This window comes from Anaerostipes stercorihominis (assembly GCF_057535655.1).
Window position 1 is genome coordinate 80,556 of record NZ_BAAJCL010000003.1, and the last position, 20,883, is coordinate 101,438.

Consider the following 20,883-nt stretch of genomic DNA (forward strand, 5'->3'; position numbering starts at 1 on the left):
AAGCTAAAAATAAATGACAGAATCGAGGTTTTTATGGAAAATATAACAATTCAGGATATTCTGACTGCAACCAGTGGCACATTGCTGTGCGGAGATTCTTCCATGATCATTGATCATATCAGCACAAATTCCATGGAGGTCGGAAAAAATACTCTCTTTGTACCAATTATCGGAGAACGCGTCGACGCTCATATTTTTATTTCCAGCGCTCTGAAAAACGGCGGCGCCTGCCTGACTCAGGAGCATGAAGAGGCAACCGGAGACTCTCCTTATATCAAAGTGCCTGATACCTTAAAAGCGATGCAGCAAATTGCCGCTTATTACCGCAGCAAAATGTCGCTTCCGATCATCGGTGTTACCGGAAGCGTCGGAAAAACCACCACCCGTGAAATGATTGCCCACGTATTAAAAGGAAAATACCGTGTCTTTGAAACCGCAGGCAATCAAAACAGCCAGGTCGGCGTTCCGCTCACGCTAGACCGCCTCTCTTCCAAGGATGAAATCGGCGTCCTAGAAATGGGAATGAGCGAACCGGGCCAAATTACAATCTTAGGAAACATGATCCGCCCTGATCTTGGAGTTGTCACCAACGTCGGTGTTTCTCACATTGAAATGATGGGATCCAGAGATCAGATTTGCCGGGAAAAATTAGACATTCAAAATGGTCTCTCTGACAGCGGAATCTTATTACTAAACGGCGATAACGACATGATTCGCAAACATCTGGATTATGTAAAAAAACCCTATGAATTTTATGGCTTTGCAAAAGACTGTACCTACCGCGCTCAGAAGATCCGTGAAAAAAACGGTCAGACTGTTTTTGAGTTCTGCCGCGGAACCCAAAAAGAAGAAATCACTCTGAATGTACTTGGAAAGCATAATGTCGCAAATGCCCTGGCTGCCATTGCCATCGGACTGCGCTATGACACTCCAATGGATACAATCAAAAAACAGTTATCCACATTTTCCGGTCAGCGCCAGACAATTCTCCACATTCGTGATTTCACTTTAATTGATGATGCCTATAATGCAAGCCCTGATTCAATGAAAGCAAGTTTAAGCATTCTCTCCGATTATAAAACCCGCGGAAGAAAAATTGCGGTATTATCTGATATGTTAGAATTAGGACCCGATTCTCTCAAATTCCACCAGAAAATCGGACATTTTATTGCTTCCACCAAAGTCACAGATTTATTTGTCACCGGAGACTTCTCCAAAGCATATATTGAGGAAGCATGGAAGGAAAACCCGACTTTGCATACCCGCTATTTTTCTTCCAATGGTGAGCTAATTGATTTTCTGGAATCATACCTGAAAAAAAATGACGTCGTACTTATTAAGGGTTCCAACGGAATGAACCTGAAAGAAGTATCTTCCGTGCTCATCCGCTCTCAGACATCCGATTAAGCTTGCACAAAAAAAGATACACTATTTTCTATTGACATTGAAATTATTCAGGATTACAATAAGTGCCAACAAAATACAGAATGCAATGAACAAGACACACTGTTGTAAACCTTCTTTTTCAGAGAGCTGCCGGTTGGTGGAAGTCAGCAAAGAACTTATGACAGTATCCCTTGCGAGCTGTCAGCTGAACAATTTTTTATCTAGTAAGCCTGACCGGTATCCTGCCGTTATCCGGGGACACATTAAATGATGTGAACAGAGAGATTACATAAATTGTAATAAAAAGAAGTGGTACCGCGGAACATATTTTCGTCTTCTAAAATGTTTTTACATTTTAGAGGGCGTTTTTTATTTCATCAAACCTCCCTTTTGATCCAATAAAAACGCTCTGCAAAGGCTGCTTTTGGAGAAAAGTGTTCTCTGTCTGTCAAAGCAGGCTTGTCCCCTTGTTCTGCTGTATTTTGAATAAAAAATTCAATACAAATTTTAAGGAGTGATTAAAAATGAATAGTTTAACCATCGTAGCCATCGCTATCATTGCACTGGCTGCCGGCTATGTCCTTTACGGACGCTGGCTTGCCAAAACCTGGGGTATTGATCCCAAAACCAAAACCCCCGCTTACACCCATGAAGATGGAGAAGATTATATCCCCACACCAAAGTTTGTGGTATTTTCCCATCAATTCTCGTCGATTGCAGGCGCCGGACCTGTTACCGGACCAATCATTGCTGCCATGTTCGGATGGTTGCCTGTTCTCTTGTGGCTGATTATCGGCGGTATTTTCTTCGGCGCTGTGCAGGATTTTACCGCACTATACGCCTCCGTGAAAAACGAAGGAAAATCTATGGGTGTGCTCATCGAAAAATACATCGGAAAAACCGGAAGAAAACTGTTCCTGCTGTTTTCATGGCTGTTCACACTGCTTGTAATCGCAGCCTTTACTGATATGGTAGCCGGAACCTTTCATGGATTTACAGCAACCGGAGCAAAAAGCTCTCCAAACGCCGCTGCAGCTTCTATTTCCATGCTGTTTATTGTCGGCGCCATTTTCTTTGGATTGTTTACCAAACACGCAAAACCAAATCAGAAAACAGAATTTATTGTTGGTATCATTCTGTTGATTGCCATGCTGGCAGCAGGAATCGCTTTTCCTCTATATTTTGATAAAAATGTCTGGATTGGCGTTGTCATGCTCTATTTATTCCTTGCATCTGTAATGCCAATGTGGCTTTTAATGCAGCCTCGGGATTATTTGAGTACATTCCTTTTGGTGGGAATGATTATCGGAGCTGTTCTCGGAGTGTTTATTGCTCATCCGGCAATGAATCTCCCTGCATTCAATGGATTTGAAATTGGCGGGAAAAGCTTATTCCCTACACTCTTTATTACCATTGCCTGCGGAGCTGTTTCCGGATTTCATAGTCTGGTTTCTTCCGGAACATCCTCCAAAACCATCCGCAACGAAAAAGATATGCTCTGCGTGGGATATGGTTCTATGATGGTAGAATCTTTGCTGGGCGTTATTGCACTGGTTGTTGTTGGTGCTGCCGCCGTGGGCGGAACAATGCCTTCCGGAACACCATTTCAGATTTTTGCCGGAAATGTTGCCGGATTCTTAACATTGCTGGGAATTCCAAAACATGTTGCCACCTGCTTTATGACCATGTGCGTATCTGCATTAGCCCTGACATCTCTGGATTCTGTTGCAAGAATCGGACGCATGTCCTTTCAGGAACTATTTCTGGGAGAATCCGCAGACGGCTCTGATTTGACCGGAATCCGCAGACTTCTGACCAACAAATATTTTGCAACCGTTATCACCTTGTTCTTTGGATTTTTATTGTGTCTAGGCGGATATAATAATATCTGGCCGCTCTTTGGCGCTGCCAACCAGCTTCTTGCATCGTTAGTTCTAATTGCATTGTCCGTATTTTTATTAACAACCGGACGAAAAGGCTGGATGCTTTATGCTCCGATGTGCATTATGCTCATCGTTACATTTACAGCGCTGATTCAAGCGGTTATTGGAATCTTTACCAAAATCTTTGTTACCGGCGGATTTGTATTTATGATTGACGGACTTCAGTTGATTGTCGCACTGCTTCTTATGGCACTCGGTCTTATGGTTGCAGTCTCCTGCTTCAAAAAGCTATTTCAAAAACATACAAATCAGAACAATCCGTCAGCAAACACAGACCATCCTGCAACAGCAAAATAAAAAAGAACATCCCGGAAAACGATTTTAGCACAGTACTCGTGCCCATTCCGTTTTCCGGGATGTATTTTTTACCAGCTAACTTTGGACTCTAAAAAAATTTATCAATATATCCTTGTACAAAAATGAAAAGTACAATCAGTGGAAGGATGTATGTCACATAGACTCTTGTCCATTCCGGAAAGCGAATTCCTTTTCCGGCATTAGCTTCCCGGGTAAAGTTTTTCCATCCCCATCCATATCTGGTCACACAAAATAAAAGATATACCAGAGAACCCAGAGGCAGGATATTATTACTGACAATAAAATCTTCCAGATCCTGAATCGTCGTTCCGGCACCCAATGGTTCTATGAAGCTCCACAAATTAAATCCCAATGCGCAGGGCAAAGATAAGATCACAATGGCCACTGCATTCACAGCGATGGCTTTTTTCAAGCTCCATCCCCACAGGTCCTGTGCAAAGGAAAGAATATTTTGAAAGACTGCGATGATCGTTGACAATGCTGCAAAACTCATAAATAAGAAGAACAACGCTCCCCAAAGCCAGCTGACGGGCATTTCGTTAAATACATTCGGTAGTGTAATAAATACCAGATTCGGACCGCTGTCCGGACTGACACCGAAAGCAAAACATGCAGGAAAAATCACCAGCCCTGCCATCAAAGCCACCAGTGTATCAAGCACCGCCACGCTTATGGCTTCTCCTGTCAGCCGATGGCTTTTGTCAATGTAACTTCCAAAAATCGCAATTGCACCGATTCCAAGACTCAAAGTAAAAAACGCCTGCCCCATAGCTGCCGACACAACCGTCATAATTCCCTGTTCTTTCATTGCCTCAAAATTGGGAATTAAATAAAATTCCAACCCTTTTGCGGCTCCTCTAAGCGTTACACTGCGAAGAATCAAAACAATAATAATCAAAAACAAACAGGACATCATCACCGTTGTAATCTTTTCCACACCCTTTTGCAGTCCCATCGAACATACCAGAAATCCGATAGCTACCACAATTAACATCCAAAAAATCTGTGCTGCAGGCTCTGACAACATCTGCCCAAAAAGACCCTCAATTTGCTGCGGGGTTTTCGATATAAAATCACCTTTGAGCATCTTTACAAAATAACAAAGCATCCATCCGGTCACGGTCGTATAAAACATCATCAAAAGATAATTCCCTGCCATCCCAATAAAGCTGTACCAATGCCATTTGCTTCCTTTTGGCTCCAGTTCCTGAAAAGATCTTGCAATACTTTTTTGGCTGGCTCTGCCAACAGAAAATTCCATGATCAAAATCGGCAGTCCCAAAACGATCAGAAAAAACAAATAAACCAACACAAAAGCGGCCCCTCCGTACTGGCCTGTAATAAATGGAAATCTCCATACATTTCCAAGTCCCACGGCACATCCGGCGGAAATTAGAATAAATCCGATTCTCGATGAAAATTTTTCTCTCTTTTCCACAATTTTCTCCTCACTTTTATTGTATTTCACAATTACCTATTTTAACACATTCCTAATTTTTGGGAAACCAAAATGTAAAGGTCGTTCCCACACCTTCCTGACTCTCTGCATAAATTTCTCCGCCGTGGACTTTGGTAATCCACTTTACCATAGACAGACCCAAACCGTTTCCTCCATTTTTTCGGGATCTGCTTTTATCTGCACGATAAAAGCGATTCCAGATTTTTCCCAGATGTTCTGGTGCAATCCCAATTCCATCATCCCGGACCTGACCTCTAATCCTGCCCTTTTCTCCTGCAATTGTAATCCATATGGAGCCCTGCTCTTTTCCATAAGAAATAGCATTCTGAATCAGATTCATGAGCATCCTCATCAGCAGTGTCTGATCTCCATAAATCATCTGTCCTTCTTCGATCTGCGTGTAGATCTGAATCTTCTTTTTTGCTGCTTCTATTTTTAACTCTTCTGCAACCATCTCTGTCAGCATCCCCAGATCGATTTCCTCGAACTCTTTCGTACTGACAGACTGCTCCTGTCTGGCAATCATTAAAAGCTGCGAAACCAGCTTGGACATTCTCCTGCTTTGCTCCAATAAAACTCTAACCTCTGATTTCTCCTCAACCGTCAGCATTGAATCGTCCAGCAGGTATTCGCACTGGGAAATTAAAACTGCTATCGGCGTCCGAAGTTCATGTGACACGTCTGCAGTAAACTGTTTCTCATCCTCAAAGGATTTCTGGAGCCTTTCAAACATCTCATTAAACTTCTGTGTTAAATGATACATTTCATCTTTTGCTTTCGGAATGGGCAGTCTTCTTGACAGATCATTGCCTCCGCTGATTTTTTGCGCTTCTTCACAGATATCATCAACCGGCTGCAGCGCTCGCCGAATCATAAAATATCCGACAAATCCAATCATTATAATCAGAGCCGGAAGCAAAACAATCACAAGTCTCACTCCTGTTTTAATAAACTGTTCCATATTATGTATGGAGGTGATGCCGCGAACCCATACTGCCTGATTTTTTCCATAAGAATAAACAGCATCATAAATCATCCACTCCCGTCCCCGATTTTCTACCACTCTGGCTTTATGAGATTCCAGACGGGTCCCGGACGGAAAGTCTACCGGCTGACTTCCATACAGAAGATGTCCATTCTGATCATATACACAAAACATCACGCCATCGTTATAAAATTCTACATCGCTGTCCATATAAAACGTATTGTCCTGAAACAAAATATTCCCTGAAAAACCGGTGACAGCGCCCTGAACCTCTTCCTCTGTGGAACTCAGTCCAATCTTATTTACAAAAATTAACATTGCGGCAAACATCATTCCGAGAATCATAGCCACAATTCCTGTGTACCAGAGCGTCACCTTAATTTTTATCGAATATTTTTTCATGGCTCACCTCTTAATACATATCCCGCTCCCCGAACTGTATGCAATAGTTTCCGTTCATATCCCTCATCAATTTTCTTGCGCAAATACCGAACATAAACATCCACTACATTGGAACCACCTTCAAACTCAAAATCCCAGGCGCTCTGTTCAATCTGATTTCTGGAAAGCACAATGCCCTGATTCCGCATAAAATATTCTAAAACCATAAATTCCTTGCCGGAAAGCTTAATCTCCTTTCCACCTCTCCAGACTTGTCGGGTATCACGGTCTAAAATCAGATCCTCTACTTGAAGCTGATTGGAGGTAAACTGCGGTTTTCTCCGCATCATTACCCGGATTCTCGCCAGCAGTTCCCGGAAGGCAAATGGTTTGATCAGATAATCATCCGCGCCCAAATCTAATCCTGTCACACGATCCTCAATTCCGTCTCTGGCAGTTAACAGCAGCACTGGAGTATCCATGCCCTTTTTTCGCATTTCTTTTAGAATTGAAAATCCATCCTTTCCCGGCAACATAATATCCAGAATTACCCCATCATACTCTGTCATCGCAAGATAATCTTCTGCTTCCAGACCGTCACCACATGCATCAACGCTGTAATGTTCCCTGGTCAATCGCTTTTTTAATATTTCTCTTAAATCTTTTTCATCTTCAACAACCAATAATCTCATAATAAATTATTATAATACATATGAATTTCGCGGTCAAAATTCTTTTAAATTTCACTCTCATATAAGAAGAATGTTTCTTTTTGACGCTTCCCCTTGATCTGAAAGCTTTCAGATTCTCTGCATCTTTGAATCATTCCCCGGGCATCATAAAACTGATAGTTGCATGTAGTATCCGTAAACAGATAATATTGTTCCACCCCCTGCTTTTTCATATAATCCAGAGCAGAAGAAAACAATCGTTTTCCAACTCCTTTTCCCTGTGCTTCATTGGATACTGCAAACAATGCAAGTTCCGCCTGATATTGTCTTCCGCTTCTCTTTAACAGCCGGTCATTCATCCGATGATCACTTAGAAACAGAAAAGCCGCCTCTCTTCCCTCTCGGGTACGCAAAAGATCTGCTGTATACAATAGTTCTTTTCGTCGATATTTCCGGGGGCGCCGAAATCCTTTGACTTTTTTTGCCATAATAATACCAACAACCCTTCCTTGCCACACCGCAACTTTCGCAAAGGTCTGGTTCGCAAGACAGCCATATAAAAATGCTTTGGATACTTTTTTGGCGATCTCCTCACTGCACACTTTCCTATAGTTCCACGCAGACTCCAGAATCGACTCTGCCTCCTCCAAATCTGTTTCTCGAAACTCCCTTAATGTTATCTCACACATCTAGATCTACCTTCTTCCTTAACCAAATGAATTTGCTCTTTTTACTGTCTCTTGTAATTTCCGATATACAAGGACAGAAATTTTAAAAATTTTTCATTCTTTAATTTTTCTTTAATCTTCGGGCATTATAATAAGGATAACAAAAAAACAAAGAACCAACAACAGAAAGGAGAATTTCTTATGAGAAAAAAACTTTTATTCTTTATATTATCTGTAACTGCTGTCATTTCCCTCGCTGCATGCTCTAATCCAAAAGAGTCGTCCTCCGAGGCAACTACAACACAGGAAATCGCATCCACTGAGAAAACAGAAACGGATGACAGCAGCGAAACATCGACCGATACCGGTACAACTGCAAAAGCCGAAGCTGATTACGATTTTTCCTCTTATGAATCCAGAATCAATAAGGTAACAAAAAAAGTAAACAATGCAAAAACCAGCTCCGACAGTTCCACCAACCACAAACGTTTTTATGCTCTGAAACAGGAGTTAGATTCCATTGAAAACGATTTGGATTCACTGGAAGATACTTTTGAACATTCTTATGAATCCGGTTCCATGAGTTTTGATGAATACAAAAAAAGGGAACGTTCCATCGAAAAACTGGAAAACAAGTTAGACCTTGCAGAAGATGCACTAGAAAATAAATTCGGCATCGACGATTAAACGATGCTGTATTTCAGGAAAGGAGATCCATTATGAAAAAGATGAAACAACAACTTGCTTTTCTATTATGCACCATCCTATTGTTCACTGCAGCCATTCCAACAACTGCATTTGCGGATGATGACCCCAAGCCAACCAACATTGTCAAATTAAATTATTCCTCCAGAACCGTAAAGTCAGGCAGTGAATTTGAACTCCGTGCCTACGCCTCTCCTTACGATTTCGATGACGACTATCTTCACTGGAAAACAAGCAATTCCAAAGTAGTTGCTTTTGATGATGATGACCGAACCGGTGACGAAATGGAGTTTAAAGCTCGAAGCGCGGGCACCGCATATATTACCTGCTATATCCCCGGAACTAAGGTTCAAAAAACCTGTAAGGTTACTGTAACAAAGCGTAAATCAGCACGCATCCGAAAATTAAATTATACTTCCCGCACAGTAAAAATCGGAAGTAAATTTAAGCTTCGTGCTTATGCATCCAATTTTGATGATGATCGACTCCGCTGGAAAACAAGCAATTCTAAAATTGTTGCCTTTGAAGACCGGGACCGCACCGGAGATGATATGGATTTCATCGCCAAGAAAGCCGGCACTGCATATATTACCTGCTATATCCCCGGAACCAAGATCAAAAAAACCTGCAAAATCAAGGTAAAACGCTATGGAAAAGCTAAAATTGTCGTAGATGACAAACACGTGGAGGTTGATCAGGGAGAATGGGAAGATCTTGAGGCACGACTGGTTGGCGGAAAGTATAAAAAACGCAGTTTGTCTTACAAGGTTTCCGGATCTCGTTATATTCGAGTAAAAAAAGGAAAAGTGTACGGAAAACGCCCTGGAAAAGCCAAAATTACGATCCGCGCAAAAGCCAATAAAAAAATAAAAAAAGTAGTCTATGTCCGAGTGGAAAGAGACGACTAACTGCAAAGTTACACCGGTTTTGATCTAAAGTCAAAACCGGTTTTTTGTGATTGCGATAATTAACATCTTTTTCTTTTCGTCATACTTTATATCAAAGGTAAAAGGAGACCTGACTTATGAGTATGCCAAAAATTGAGTGCACAAACATTGATAAATGCTGTGCTGCTGCCTCTCTTATGCAATCCATTGCTTTGGAAGAAACATCGATTTCTCATATTCTCAACGCAGAAGGTAAAAAGCTCCAAAAAGCAATTTCCATTGACTGCAGTCACAAGGATTTAATTGAAATCAATAAATCCGTCGAAAGTATGGTCGAAAAGATCACCAATCTGGAAGTGGTTTTAAAATCCAAGTTGGAAATGGTAGTTCCTCTTGTAGAAAAGTGTCATAAAAAGCCGGAAAAGCTTCCGGATTGTTAAGCCATTGATGTTTTAAGGGAAGGAATTGATCCTAAGCGACATTTCCTTCCCTTTTCTAAACATAGAGTTTTACATCCAATACCGTATGAACTTGAGCTTTCTTAAAAAATATACAATCAAGGCAGAACTGCCAAGTACCAGAAAAGAAAGAACTGGAATTTCCAGAATTGGATTCCCTGATCCAACCATATCTCTGGAAACGAAAAAATGAATGATGATATTATGAATCAGATAAACGCCGAATGTAAGCTGTCCTCCAATCATAATAAAGTTCTCAAATTTCTGAATAATACCGGACTGCCCAACCTGAACGAGCAGTACAAAAACCGCAGTCCCCGCAAGAACAATTCCCGGTGCAAAATCGTCTGTCCAGAGCTCATTCCATGTTCCAGAATCAAAACTAGCGGTCCTTGCAAGAAACACCGTCACAGTCATCGAAAAAATACCCGCTACATAAATCATACAACGATAGAAGCGTTTTAACGGATATCTATAAATATACCATCCCGCAAGAAGAAAACCTCCATATTTCAAAAAGCCAGTTAATTTTAAACAGGATAAAAAATGATTCATATAAGAAATCGGCTGAATTCCCAACGCATTGGCAAATGGTATCATACAGTTTGTAACAAATAAAAGCAGCAGCAAATATAAATACATAGATTGATTCATCTGTTTTACCAACAAACGTAAAAACGGAAGTATTAGATAAAGCCCAATCATTAAGTAGAGATACCAATAAACCACGTTTCCGTCACTGACCAACAGTGTATGCAATGCATGCTTTATGTCTGAAAAAGAAACAGAAAATGTATGACGATAAAAAATGGAATGGCATAGATCAAACACAGGAATCATTACAATAATCGCAATTAACATTCTTGGAATATACTGCCCGAAAATTTTTTTGAAAGGAAGATCCTTTTCCGGATTCAATAGAAAAATTCCAGTAATCATCAGAAATAGCATTACCGGCCAAGAAGAAACCAAAATATTAAAAAAATGACAAACTTGCCATCTCTGGCTCCAAAAAGCAGACGCTCGAATTTCCTGTGATGATATGTGATTCAAACATACCAATAAAATAGCCATGATCCGAATAAACTCAAGATATAAAATGCGTTGTTTCTTCATTTCTATTCTCCACCCATAATTGCCAAAAGGCACATTCCGGAATTGCAAGCGGTCGCCAAGGTCTCGGGCAAGCCCGGATCTTGGCCCATTGCTATCACAAAAAAGAAGCATCCATCGCGGATGCTTTTTCCTTCACTGTACCTTGCCAAACGATACTGCCATTAAAAGCCGAAAACCGGACTTGAACCGGCGACCCCTTCATTACGAGTGAAGTGCTCTACCAACTGAGCTATTTCGGCATATTTGAAAGCACAGATAAATCTATGCTCCTTTTGTAAGATATTGTTCAATCTGGCTGACGGCTTCTTCTTCGTCAACTCCATCTGCAACGACGGTCAAATCTTCAATTTGATATAATCTCAGACTCATCATTCCCATCATGCTCTTTACATTCACTTGCTTATTCCCAGTCTCAAATAAAATTTTACTCTCAAACTGGCTTGCCATCTGTACGAGAAATGCTACTGGTCGGTCTTCTTCCTTTAATGCTGCTTCTACTCGAACATTTTTTGAAATCATTCTTTTCCTCCTAATCTCATCTCTTCTGCCATCCTGCTTATCTTTTTCAAGCGATGATTCACACCGGATTTCCCTACGGGCGGATCCAGCATGCTCCCCAGCTCTTTTAAGGTAGCTTCGGGATGCTCCAAACGCAAATAAGCAATATCTTGTAAGCCCTGATCCAGAAAACGAAGACCCTTATGTTCATCAATGTACCGAATATCTTCTGCCTGCTTTACCGCCGCTGAAACTGTTTTGTGAATATTGGCAGTCTCACAATTCACACGACGATTGACTTTATTGCGCATCTCTTTGAGAATCCTGACATTCTCCAGTTCCATCAAAGCAACATGCGCCTCCATCACATTCAGGACATCCACAATTTTGGAGCCCTCTTTCATGTACACGACGTAATATTTTTTCCGCAAAACAATTTTAGCATCTAATTCAAAAAAATTCAAGACATCTTTTAACTGATTTGCTATTTCTTCATCTGTGGACACCACTTCAAAGTGATAATTCTTCTCCGGATCACTCATGGAACCTGCTGCCTGAAAAGCTCCACGGATATATGCTCTCTTACAACATGTATTTTGCAAGATGATTCCAAACGCACCGGGTTCTATAAGTTTCACTGCCTTCAATATTAAAACACAATCAGGATGCTTGTCAACACTAATTGTATAATTTCGACTCCTTTTCAGAAAATCACTGCGCCCGACTTGAATATTTGCCTGAATATGAAACACATCTTTCACCAGTGTATAAAAGCGTTTCGCGGCAGATACCGTCTCCGTATGAATCTGAATTTTATAATTTTCATTTTCCCGAATGACTTCGCCACCAAACTTTAAAAATCCTGCGATTTCAGCAATCTTACAATGTCTGGCGCCGGTTTCATTTCTGGATAATTCTTCTTTGATATTGCTTGAAAATGACATCTCCTACCTCGTTATATCTCTATGCTCAGTTTTCACAGAATATGGCAATTCATTTAATTTTTCTGTCAGAGCATTGGCAATGGTAACAGACCGATGTTTTCCCCCGGTGCATCCGATTCCGATCACCAGATTGTACTTTCCCTCTTTAATATAATTGGGAATGAGGAATTTCAGCATTCCCTGCAATTTTTCCAAAAATTTGGCTGCCTCTTCATGCCCCATTACAAAATCCTGAATTGCTTTATCGTTTCCTGTCAGCGGCCGAAGCTCTAAATCATAAAATGGATTCGGCAAAAATCGCACGTCAAATACGAGATCCACATCTGCAGGAATTCCAAACTTAAACCCAAATGAAACAACGGCAATCTGGAACCGCTCCCCGCTCTCTCCATTGACATAAATACGATCAATTTCTTCTTTCAGCTCTCTGGTCAAAAGCTGACTCGTATCAATCACATAATCTGCCTGATCCTGCAGAAACTTCATAACTTCCCGTTCCTTCGCAATACCGTCCTCAACTCTCCCGTTTCTGGAAAGGGGATGATTCCTTCTTGTCTCTTTATATCTCTTGATTAAAATCCGGTTGCTGGCGTTTAAATAAAGAATTTCAAATTGAATGCCCATAGCCTCAATTTCATTTAATTTTTGCTCCAATTCTCTGATTCTCTGGCCGTTGCGAATATCAATTCCCAACGCCACATTTTCTACCGAAGCCGTCTGATCCAGCATCATTTCTGCAAATTTATCCATCAGTCCCACCGGAAGGTTGTCCACACAAAAGTATCCGATATCCTCCAGCATTTTCAATGCGCTGCTCTTCCCTGCGCCTGACATTCCTGTAACTATTACAAATCTCATATAACTCCTTCTAAAACCGTCCGACTCGTTTAACCTCCGGCTCGATCGCAACACCAAACTGTTCTTTGATCTCATTTTGTACATCCTGAATTAACTGCATAACGTCTGCCGCTGTGGCATCTCCCCGATTAATTACAAATCCGCTGTGCTTTTCAGAAACCTGAGCACCTCCGACTCGATATCCCTTTAAGCCTGCATCCTGTATTAGCTTCCCTGCAAAATATCCTTCCGGACGCTTAAATGTACTTCCTGCGCTTGGATATTCCAACGGCTGCTTCGTCTTTCTTGCCAAAGCATATTCTTCCATCTTCTGTCGGATGATTTCCGGATTTCCATGTTCCAGTGCAATCACACCCTCCAGCACAATGTAACCGTTTTTTAAAATGTTGCTGGTTCGGTACCCCAGTTCCAGCTCCTGCGCTTTCAGCGTTTTAATTTCCCCTTCTCTTGTAAGAACCGTCACTTCCTTTAAGACCTGAACAATCTCACCGCCATAAGCGCCTGCATTCATCACAACGGCCCCTCCAAAGGTTCCCGGAATTCCTCCGGCAAACTCAAATCCGGTCAGCTCCTCTGCCAATGCTGCCTTTGATGCTGAACTTAAAAGAGTTCCCGCCTGAATCTTCATCTCCGTTCCACAAACAGAAATTCCGCTGTAATTTTTGTAAATTTGAAGAACCATGCCATCCATTCCGTCATCTGCCACCAAAAGATTACTGCCATTGCCAAGTACAAAGAATGCAAGGCCATGTTCTCTGGCAATTTTGCAGGCATGCCGGATTTCCTCCAAATCAGACGGTACAACAAAATAATCTGCCGGTCCGCCAATTCGGAAGGTTGTGTGATTCTTCATGGGTTCATCCATTAAAATATGATCGTCTGCTATTTTTTCTCTTAACTGCTCTGTGATCGTCTTCATATTTTCTCCATATCTATTCTAAATTATGACAACATCAAACTGGCTGCACCATAAATTCCTGCATCATTTCCCAGACTTGCCAATGCAAATCTGCCTTCTTGCGCTTTCCCAAAGGTGTATTTCTTATAAGATGCCTCTACGGCGTCCAAAAGAATCTTTCCCGCCTTCGACACTCCCCCTCCGAAAACAAAAATTTCCGGATCAATCATCAAGGCAATATTGCCTGCCGCAAGAGCTAATTTCTGTCCCAGTGAGGCCACCTGCTCTTTTGCAAGCACATCGCCTGCCTTAGCAGCATCAAATACATTCTTAGCAGTGATAGAATCTGCATTTCTTAAACAGCTCTGCCGCCCAGTCTGTTTCAACGCTTTTTTTGTTTCAAATACAATTCCTGTCGCAGAGGCATACAATTCAAGACATCCTGTCTTCCCACAGTTACAGACACGGTCATCCCACGGATCGACTGTCATATGTCCGATTTCTCCGCCATAGCCATGAACTCCATCGACAATCTTTCCATCAATTAAAATGCCCCCGCCAACACCGGTTCCAAGTGTGATCATAACCGCACTTCGATAATCCGACGCCGCTCCCATCCGAAGCTCTCCGAGCGCTGCCGCATTGGCATCGTTGGTTACCCGAACCGGACATCCCATCCTGTCGGACAGTTCCTTCGCTACGTCAACATTTCCCCATCCAAGATTCACACATTCGTGAACTCTGGCAAACTCCAGCACTGCGCCTGGAACGCCAACGCCGATTCCTTTCAAATCCTGATCTGAAATTTTATTCCTCTCCATATGAGCTTTCACCACATCTGCAATATCGCCCAAAATATTTTTTCCATGGTCCTCTGTTCTCGTTGGAATTTCCCATTTTTCCTTTAACGCTCCATCTTCCCGAAATCGTCCGATTTTTACAGATGTTCCGCCAATATCAACTCCATATACATGCTTCATACAGTCTCTCCTGCTATTCCATCTGACCGGTAACACGTTTATAAAGCTCTTCCGCTGCATTATATCCCATCTTTTTCTGTCTGTGATTAATCGCGGCAGCCTCTACAATGATTGCCAGATTTCGTCCCGGACGAATCGGAAGCGTATGTGCAGCCACTTTATTCCCCAGATATTCCACATGCTTTTCTTCCAGTCCAAGACGGTCATAATCCGTTTCTTTGTTCCAATCTTCCAATTGAATAACCAGATCAATCTCCTGCTCCATTTTCACACTCTCAACACCATACAAATTTTTTACATCAATAATTCCGATTCCTCTCAATTCAATGAAAAATCGTGTGACCTCCGGAGAGGTTCCAATTAAAGTCTTCTTGCTGATTCTTTTAATCTCAACTACGTCATCGGAAACAAGCCGATGCCCTCTCCGAATCAATTCAAGCGCGGCCTCACTTTTTCCAATACCGCTTTCTCCCGTAATTAAGATTCCTTCTCCAAACACATCCACCAAAACTCCGTGAATCGAAATACTCGGCGCCAGTACCACACCCAGCCACCGGATCACCTCCGCCATAAATTCAGAGGTTGCATCCTTCGAAATCAGAATCGGAACTTTATACTTTTTGGCAATTTTCAGAATCCGATCGCTTGGTCTTAAATCCCTGCAGAAAACGATACACGGAATCCCGGCCCCTATGAATTTTTCAAAAATAGTTTCAGCTGCAGCAGCGTCTTGTTCTATCTGCTCAATGAAAAGAGATTCTGCTCTTCCTACAATCTGCACCCGATTGGTTGCAAAATGATCATAAAAACCTGCCAGCTGTAATGCAGGTCTGTTGATTTCTGCCTGTGTAATATAAATTTCTCTTGTATTGATCTCTGGAAGAATTTCCTGTAAATTTAATTCTTTGATCAGATCATATACCGATACTTTGTGTTCTTTCTCCATAATCCTCTTTTCCTTTCTACCACGTCTCCTGTACTCTTATTTATCTTAACATATTTTTTCCCCCGGAAACATGAAAAAATTCATAGATTGTCTCCGCAACGCGCCGATTCATCCCCGGAACTCCCAAAAGATCCTCGACTCCGGCCATCCGAATCTCCGAAATATCTTTAAAATGTTTCATCAGCGCTCTTCGCCGCTTCGGTCCGATCCCTTTTATATCATCCAATACCGAATGCACCTGCCCTTTTGCACGAAGAGATCTGTGATACTCAATGGCAAACCGATGGGCTTCATCCTGAATTCTCGTCACGAGCAAAAAGGCTTCGCTATTTTTTGGAAAAATGATTTCCTCATTATTATAATACAATCCACGGGTTCTATGATTGTCATCTTTTACCATTCCGCAAACCGGAATTTTCAGGTCTAACTTCTCCAAAACTTTCATGGCAATGTTTACCTGACCTTTTCCTCCATCCATCATCAAAATATCCGGAAATTTTGTAAAACTTCCAAATTCCGCATCTTTTCCTTCTTTCCTCAACACTTCCAGTTCATTCTGTCCATGTACAAATCGTCTGGTCAGAACTTCTTCCATACTGGCGTAATCGTCCGGTCCGTCTATGGTCTTTAACCGGAATTTTCGATAATCTCTTCGCCTCGCCTTCCCTTTCTCAAACACAACCATGGACGCAACGGTTTGAAATCCGCTGATATTGGATATATCGAACGCTTCCATCCGATTCAGGCCTGTGATCCCCAGAAGCTCTTCGATTTCCCTGACAGCTCCGACAGTTCTTTTTTCTTCACGCTTTAATTTTTCCCGATCCATTCTCAGTACATTTTCAGCATTTTCTTTTGCCATCTCTACCATTCGGTGTTTCTGTCCCCGGACAGGTATGCGCAAATAAACTTTGGCGCCTCTCTTCTTGGCAAGCCACTGCTCAATCATCTCTTTTTCTTCGATTTCAAACTCCAGAAAGATTTCCCCCGGTAAATATGGCGTTCCCGCATAAAACTGCTTCACAAACGCCTCCAGAATTTCCTCTTTTGAGGTTTCCTCATCCGCCTCCATATGAAAATGTTCTCGCCCCAACAGTTTTCCCTGACGAATAAAGAAAATTGATACTACCGAATCTTTCTGATCTCTTGCCATTGCAATTATATCTCGATCCTCAAATCCAAAGGTATTAATTTTTTGCCGGTCCATAATTTTTTCAATGCTCTTTAACAGATCCCGATATTCCATTGCCTTCTCAAATTCCAATGCCTCCGAAGCTTTTCCCATCTTTTGTTTTAATTGACTGGCTACTTCCTGATAGTTTCCGTTTAAAAACCGCATTGCTTTTTCTATCTGTTCTCCATATTGTTCTTTGGAAATATAGCCTTGGCAGGGGGCGCCGCATTGCTTGATCTGATAGTAAAGGCACGGCCGATCTTTTCCTATATCCTTTGGCAGTTTCCGATGGCAGGTGCGAATTTTAAAAATTTTGCGCAAAAGCTCAATGGTGTCATTCACCGCTCCGGCACTTGTATAAGGACCAAAATATTTACCTCCGTCCTGTTTCATTTTTCTTGCCAGAAAAATCCTCGGAAACTCCTCATGGACCGTCACTTTAATATAAGGATACCCTTTATCATCTTTGAGCATCGTATTATATTTGGGACGATGTTCCTTAATTAAATTATTTTCAAGAATCAATGCTTCCAGCTCGGAATCTGTAATAATATATTCAAAATATGCTATATTTTTTACCATATGCTGAATTTTAACCGATAAATTACGGCTGTCCTGAAAATACTGACGCACGCGATTACACAATTTAATCGCCTTTCCTACATATATAATTTCATCTTTTTGATTATGCATTAGATAGACTCCCGGCTTTGCCGGAAGTTTTTTCAATTCTTCCTGAATATCAAACATAGCAGACCTCCGTTTCATCATTTTATCATACAAAAAACATTTGGGCAAAACAGAAAATCCCGCTGTTTCCAGCGGGATTCCTTTATCAAATGAAAAGAGAGGATTAAAAATATATGAAAAACTATGTCTTTAGTATATCAAAATCCTCCGTTGATACAATAGACGAAAAATAAAATTTTCTAAACAATTTCTAAAGAACTCTAAAAAAACAATAGCGCTTTTAACTGCAATGCAAAATCACCTGATGTTTCTCTAACGATTCCCTGACCCCAATCACTCTCTGATTGCTGCTTCCTCTCCAATGAAGTTTCGTATCTCTGAGCTCTTCTTTGTATGGTCCGTCTACCAAAACATCAGCCATCTGCACCGCTTCCAGCGTATGTATTTCTTCCCAGAGGAATCCTGTGTACAGCCAAATGGTTTTCTTCGGAAAACATTGCTTGATTTCTCTTATTAATTCTGTAACCTCAGAGTAATTGGCAGGATGCAGAGGATCTCCGCCGCTTAAGGTAATACCGGAAATGTAGGGCTTGGAAAGTTCCGAAAATACTTCCTTTTTTGCCTCCCGGTCAAAGACAAGACCACCGCAGATATCCCATGTTTCCGGATTATGACAATTTTTGCATTTATGAGTACAGCCGGATACCCAGAGCACGACCCTAAGCCCGTCGCCATTTAACATATCATCTTTGGTAATATTATGATAACGCATTTTACATAGATTTCCTTTCCGCAATCTCCGCCATCTTTGCATCGTTTAACCGAGTATCCCCTTTGACTCTGGAATAGGACAGATACCCATTCATACGGTCAATTTTTGTCAGATTGCGGCTTCCGCATTTCGGGCAAACATCCATCTCCAGTTCCTCATGACCACAGTCATCGCAGTAAGCCAGAGACAAATTAACCCCCTCATAATATCCAAGATCCATTGCCCGGCGCACCAAAGTTTTTACCGCCTGTTCATTATAATCAATCGGATACTTTACATACTGAATCTTTCCTCCGTTGCAAAGTTCCCAAAATCTTCCTTCCAGATTTTGTTTTTCAATCGGAGTGATATCCTCTGTCACATGGCAGTGAAAGGAATTGCTGACATATTCACGGTCGGATACGTTTTCCACAATTCCATATTTTTTTCGGAACTGTTTTACCTGTAAGCCGCATAGATTCTCTGCCGGCGTTCCGTAAATCGCATAAAGATTCCCGTCTTCTTCCTTAAACTGCGCAACCTTTTCATTAATATAGCGTAAGGTTTCCAGAGCAAACTCCCCATCTTCCGACAAAGATTTATGGTTATAAAGCTGCTGAAGTTCATTGAGCGCTGTAATTCCAAAGGACGCTGTTGCCGTTTTCAAAAGAGGTTTAATTTTATCCTGCAGATTTAAATGTCCTCCGAAAAAACCTCCCTCGCAATATGCCAGAGGATTGGTAGAAGCTTTCATCTCTCCCAGATACTCATAGGTACGAATGTGAAGCTGGCGAATCAGATTTAAATAATAATCCAAAACCTCGTGAAAATCTCTGTTTTCCTGCTTTGACTTTGCATAAATCATCGGAAGATGCAAACTGACCGCCCCGATATTAAAACGTCCCACAAATACCGGAACATCGTCCTCATCTGCCGGCTTCATTCCTCCGTTTTCATACCATGGAGACAGAAAAGCGCGGCATCCCATCGGGCTGATAATCTTTCCATATCTTTTGTACATATCTGCAATGTATCCTTCCCCTGTCAGGCTCAGCCAGTCCGGGTACATCGTCTTTCTGGAACAGCGGATACCCGCCTCAAATACGTCTTCCAGTTCTCCGCCCGGTCCATGAAGCTTCTCATCATATAAAAATACAATTTTCGGAAACAAAACCGGTTTTCTATGTCCTTCTTTTCCCTGACCTTTTCTGCGCACATCCAGCAGAGCAATGGAAGCCATTTTTGCAAATCTGCCGGTTCCCGTACCTGCCGTCATTGTTATAAACGGATAATCTCCGCGGCTTGACGATACACTGTTAAACTTATATTCAAGCCCCTGAAATCCCTGCGTAAATTCCCGCTCCACGTCCTTCAGGGCTTCCTCGTCCGCCCGTTCTTTTTCCAATCCCATTGCCTCATAGCGCTCTTTGGATCTCTGATAAGATTTTTCCGCATACGGTTCTAAAATCAATTCAATATTCGGCACAGTAAACCCGCCGTATTGCTGACTTGCCGCACTCAGTACAATATCTCCAATCACATCAAACGCAACGTCCAGTGTTTTGGGCTCATTATACCAGAGATTTCCCATCTCAAAGCCGCCTTTTAAAACTTCCTCCACATTGAACAGACAGCAATTCATTGTGTCTCTTCTCGCAGACATATCATGGATGTAAATATAACCGTCCCTGCACGCCTGAATTTCTTCTGTGGTCAGAAAAAATTTCTTATACAATTCTTTGTTCAGCTCATTAAAAATGAGACTTCTTTTTGTGGATACCAACGCACTGTCCGTATTGCTGTTCTCTTTATCTCCAATGTACATAATGGATTGACTCTTTTTATACACCTCATCCAGCATCTGTACGAAATCCTGCTTATAATTGCGGTAATCTCTATAACTTTTTGCAACCAGTGGATTGGTCTGTTCCAGGGCTCTTTCTACCACATTATGCATATCGGAAATCGTAACTTCCTCTTTCTGCATGCGATTTACCTTCTCTGTCACAAATTGACAAATAAAATCAAGTTCTTCCTCTGTGAATGTTACAAGAGCGCGGTACGCCGATTTGTTCACCGCTACCACAACCTTTTGTACATTAAAATCTTCTCTTGTTCCATCTTTTTTTATCACTCGAATCATACAATTTCCTTTCCTTCCCGCTCG

General features: G+C 41.6%; 19 protein-coding genes, 1 tRNA gene and 1 other annotated feature. Of the genes, 5 read left to right on the forward strand and 15 right to left on the reverse strand.

The window, feature by feature from the left end:
- Nucleotides 1-33: 33 nt before the first annotated feature.
- Together AC27EF_RS04280 and AC27EF_RS04285 are read left to right on the forward strand one after the other, a co-directional pair.
- Entirely contained in the window at nucleotides 34-1,407 is a 1,374-nt protein-coding gene (locus AC27EF_RS04280; protein ID WP_487109110.1) for a UDP-N-acetylmuramoyl-tripeptide--D-alanyl-D-alanine ligase, read from the forward strand.
- 76 nt (nucleotides 1,408-1,483) lie between these two features.
- Nucleotides 1,484-1,727 (forward strand) — a binding site (T-box leader).
- A gap of 183 nt (nucleotides 1,728-1,910) precedes the next feature.
- Nucleotides 1,911-3,626 (forward strand): carbon starvation CstA family protein, encoded by a 1,716-nt coding sequence (locus AC27EF_RS04285; protein ID WP_487109112.1) that lies wholly within the window; start codon nucleotides 1,911-1,913, stop codon nucleotides 3,624-3,626.
- 88 nt (nucleotides 3,627-3,714) lie between these two features.
- Here the strand turns inward: AC27EF_RS04285 and AC27EF_RS04290 are convergent, their stop codons facing one another.
- From AC27EF_RS04290 to AC27EF_RS04305, 4 genes are read right to left on the reverse strand one after another with little or no spacing between them, the layout of a single operon-like run.
- Complete coding sequence (locus AC27EF_RS04290) at nucleotides 3,715-5,085, reverse strand: sodium-dependent transporter (RefSeq protein WP_487109113.1); 1,371 nt, start codon at nucleotides 5,083-5,085, stop codon at nucleotides 3,715-3,717.
- A 52-nt stretch (nucleotides 5,086-5,137) separates the two neighbouring features.
- Nucleotides 5,138-6,493 (reverse strand): sensor histidine kinase, encoded by a 1,356-nt coding sequence (locus AC27EF_RS04295; protein ID WP_487109114.1) that lies wholly within the window; start codon nucleotides 6,491-6,493, stop codon nucleotides 5,138-5,140.
- Nucleotides 6,490-7,164 carry a response regulator transcription factor gene (locus AC27EF_RS04300; RefSeq protein WP_487109115.1) on the reverse strand — a complete coding sequence of 225 codons (675 nt, stop codon included), beginning with the start codon at nucleotides 7,162-7,164 and terminating at the stop codon, nucleotides 6,490-6,492. The genes AC27EF_RS04295 and AC27EF_RS04300 overlap by 4 nt, the downstream gene beginning before the upstream one ends.
- Nucleotides 7,165-7,208: 44 nt before the next feature.
- The gene (locus tag AC27EF_RS04305) at nucleotides 7,209-7,832 is read right to left on the reverse strand and encodes a GNAT family N-acetyltransferase (RefSeq protein WP_487109117.1); all 624 of its coding nucleotides are present in this window, start codon (nucleotides 7,830-7,832) and stop codon (nucleotides 7,209-7,211) included.
- Nucleotides 7,833-8,012: 180 nt separating this feature from the next.
- On the opposite strand from AC27EF_RS04305, the gene AC27EF_RS04310 reads away from it, so the two are divergent.
- The 3 genes from AC27EF_RS04310 to AC27EF_RS04320 all read left to right on the forward strand — a co-directional run bounded on the left by AC27EF_RS04310 (nucleotide 8,013) and on the right by AC27EF_RS04320 (nucleotide 9,843).
- Nucleotides 8,013-8,498 carry an OmpH/Skp family outer membrane protein gene (locus AC27EF_RS04310; protein WP_487109118.1) on the forward strand — a complete coding sequence of 162 codons (486 nt, stop codon included), beginning with the start codon at nucleotides 8,013-8,015 and terminating at the stop codon, nucleotides 8,496-8,498.
- 32 nt (nucleotides 8,499-8,530) lie between these two features.
- Entirely contained in the window at nucleotides 8,531-9,424 is an 894-nt protein-coding gene (locus AC27EF_RS04315) for an Ig-like domain-containing protein (protein WP_487109119.1), read from the forward strand.
- 116 nt (nucleotides 9,425-9,540) lie between these two features.
- Nucleotides 9,541-9,843, forward strand: a complete 303-nt coding sequence (locus AC27EF_RS04320) for an alpha-helical endospore appendage domain-containing protein (RefSeq protein ID WP_487109120.1) — start codon at nucleotides 9,541-9,543, stop codon at nucleotides 9,841-9,843.
- Nucleotides 9,844-9,912: 69 nt separating this feature from the next.
- Here the strand turns inward: AC27EF_RS04320 and AC27EF_RS04325 are convergent, their stop codons facing one another.
- From AC27EF_RS04325 to nrdD, 11 genes are all read right to left on the reverse strand, one after another.
- The gene (locus tag AC27EF_RS04325; protein ID WP_487109122.1) at nucleotides 9,913-10,977 is read right to left on the reverse strand and encodes an acyltransferase; all 1,065 of its coding nucleotides are present in this window, start codon (nucleotides 10,975-10,977) and stop codon (nucleotides 9,913-9,915) included.
- Between the two features lie 166 nt (nucleotides 10,978-11,143).
- Nucleotides 11,144-11,216, reverse strand: a tRNA-Thr gene (locus AC27EF_RS04330).
- Between the two features lie 22 nt (nucleotides 11,217-11,238).
- Nucleotides 11,239-11,496 carry an HPr family phosphocarrier protein gene (locus AC27EF_RS04335; protein ID WP_487109123.1) on the reverse strand — a complete coding sequence of 86 codons (258 nt, stop codon included), beginning with the start codon at nucleotides 11,494-11,496 and terminating at the stop codon, nucleotides 11,239-11,241.
- A complete protein-coding gene (gene whiA / locus AC27EF_RS04340; RefSeq protein ID WP_487109125.1) occupies nucleotides 11,493-12,419 on the reverse strand; it encodes a DNA-binding protein WhiA in 927 nt (308 codons plus the stop codon). Before whiA ends, AC27EF_RS04335 begins: the two co-directional genes overlap by 4 nt.
- Before the next feature lie 3 nt (nucleotides 12,420-12,422).
- A complete protein-coding gene (gene rapZ, locus AC27EF_RS04345) occupies nucleotides 12,423-13,277 on the reverse strand; it encodes an RNase adapter RapZ (RefSeq protein WP_487109126.1) in 855 nt (284 codons plus the stop codon).
- A 10-nt stretch (nucleotides 13,278-13,287) separates the two neighbouring features.
- A complete protein-coding gene (gene murB, locus AC27EF_RS04350) occupies nucleotides 13,288-14,196 on the reverse strand; it encodes a UDP-N-acetylmuramate dehydrogenase (protein ID WP_487109127.1) in 909 nt (302 codons plus the stop codon).
- A 23-nt stretch (nucleotides 14,197-14,219) separates the two neighbouring features.
- The gene (locus tag AC27EF_RS04355) at nucleotides 14,220-15,155 is read right to left on the reverse strand and encodes an ROK family glucokinase (protein ID WP_487109128.1); all 936 of its coding nucleotides are present in this window, start codon (nucleotides 15,153-15,155) and stop codon (nucleotides 14,220-14,222) included.
- Between the two features lie 13 nt (nucleotides 15,156-15,168).
- A complete protein-coding gene (gene hprK, locus AC27EF_RS04360) occupies nucleotides 15,169-16,101 on the reverse strand; it encodes an HPr(Ser) kinase/phosphatase (protein ID WP_487109130.1) in 933 nt (310 codons plus the stop codon).
- 40 nt (nucleotides 16,102-16,141) lie between these two features.
- Nucleotides 16,142-18,025, reverse strand: coding sequence for an excinuclease ABC subunit UvrC (gene uvrC, locus AC27EF_RS04365; RefSeq protein WP_487109132.1), 1,884 nt, complete (start codon nucleotides 18,023-18,025; stop codon nucleotides 16,142-16,144).
- A 220-nt stretch (nucleotides 18,026-18,245) separates the two neighbouring features.
- Nucleotides 18,246-18,737, reverse strand: a complete 492-nt coding sequence (gene nrdG, locus AC27EF_RS04370) for an anaerobic ribonucleoside-triphosphate reductase activating protein (RefSeq protein WP_487109134.1) — start codon at nucleotides 18,735-18,737, stop codon at nucleotides 18,246-18,248.
- 1 nt (nucleotide 18,738) lies between these two features.
- A complete protein-coding gene (nrdD, locus tag AC27EF_RS04375; protein WP_487109135.1) occupies nucleotides 18,739-20,859 on the reverse strand; it encodes an anaerobic ribonucleoside-triphosphate reductase in 2,121 nt (706 codons plus the stop codon).
- Nucleotides 20,860-20,883 lie beyond the last annotated feature (24 nt).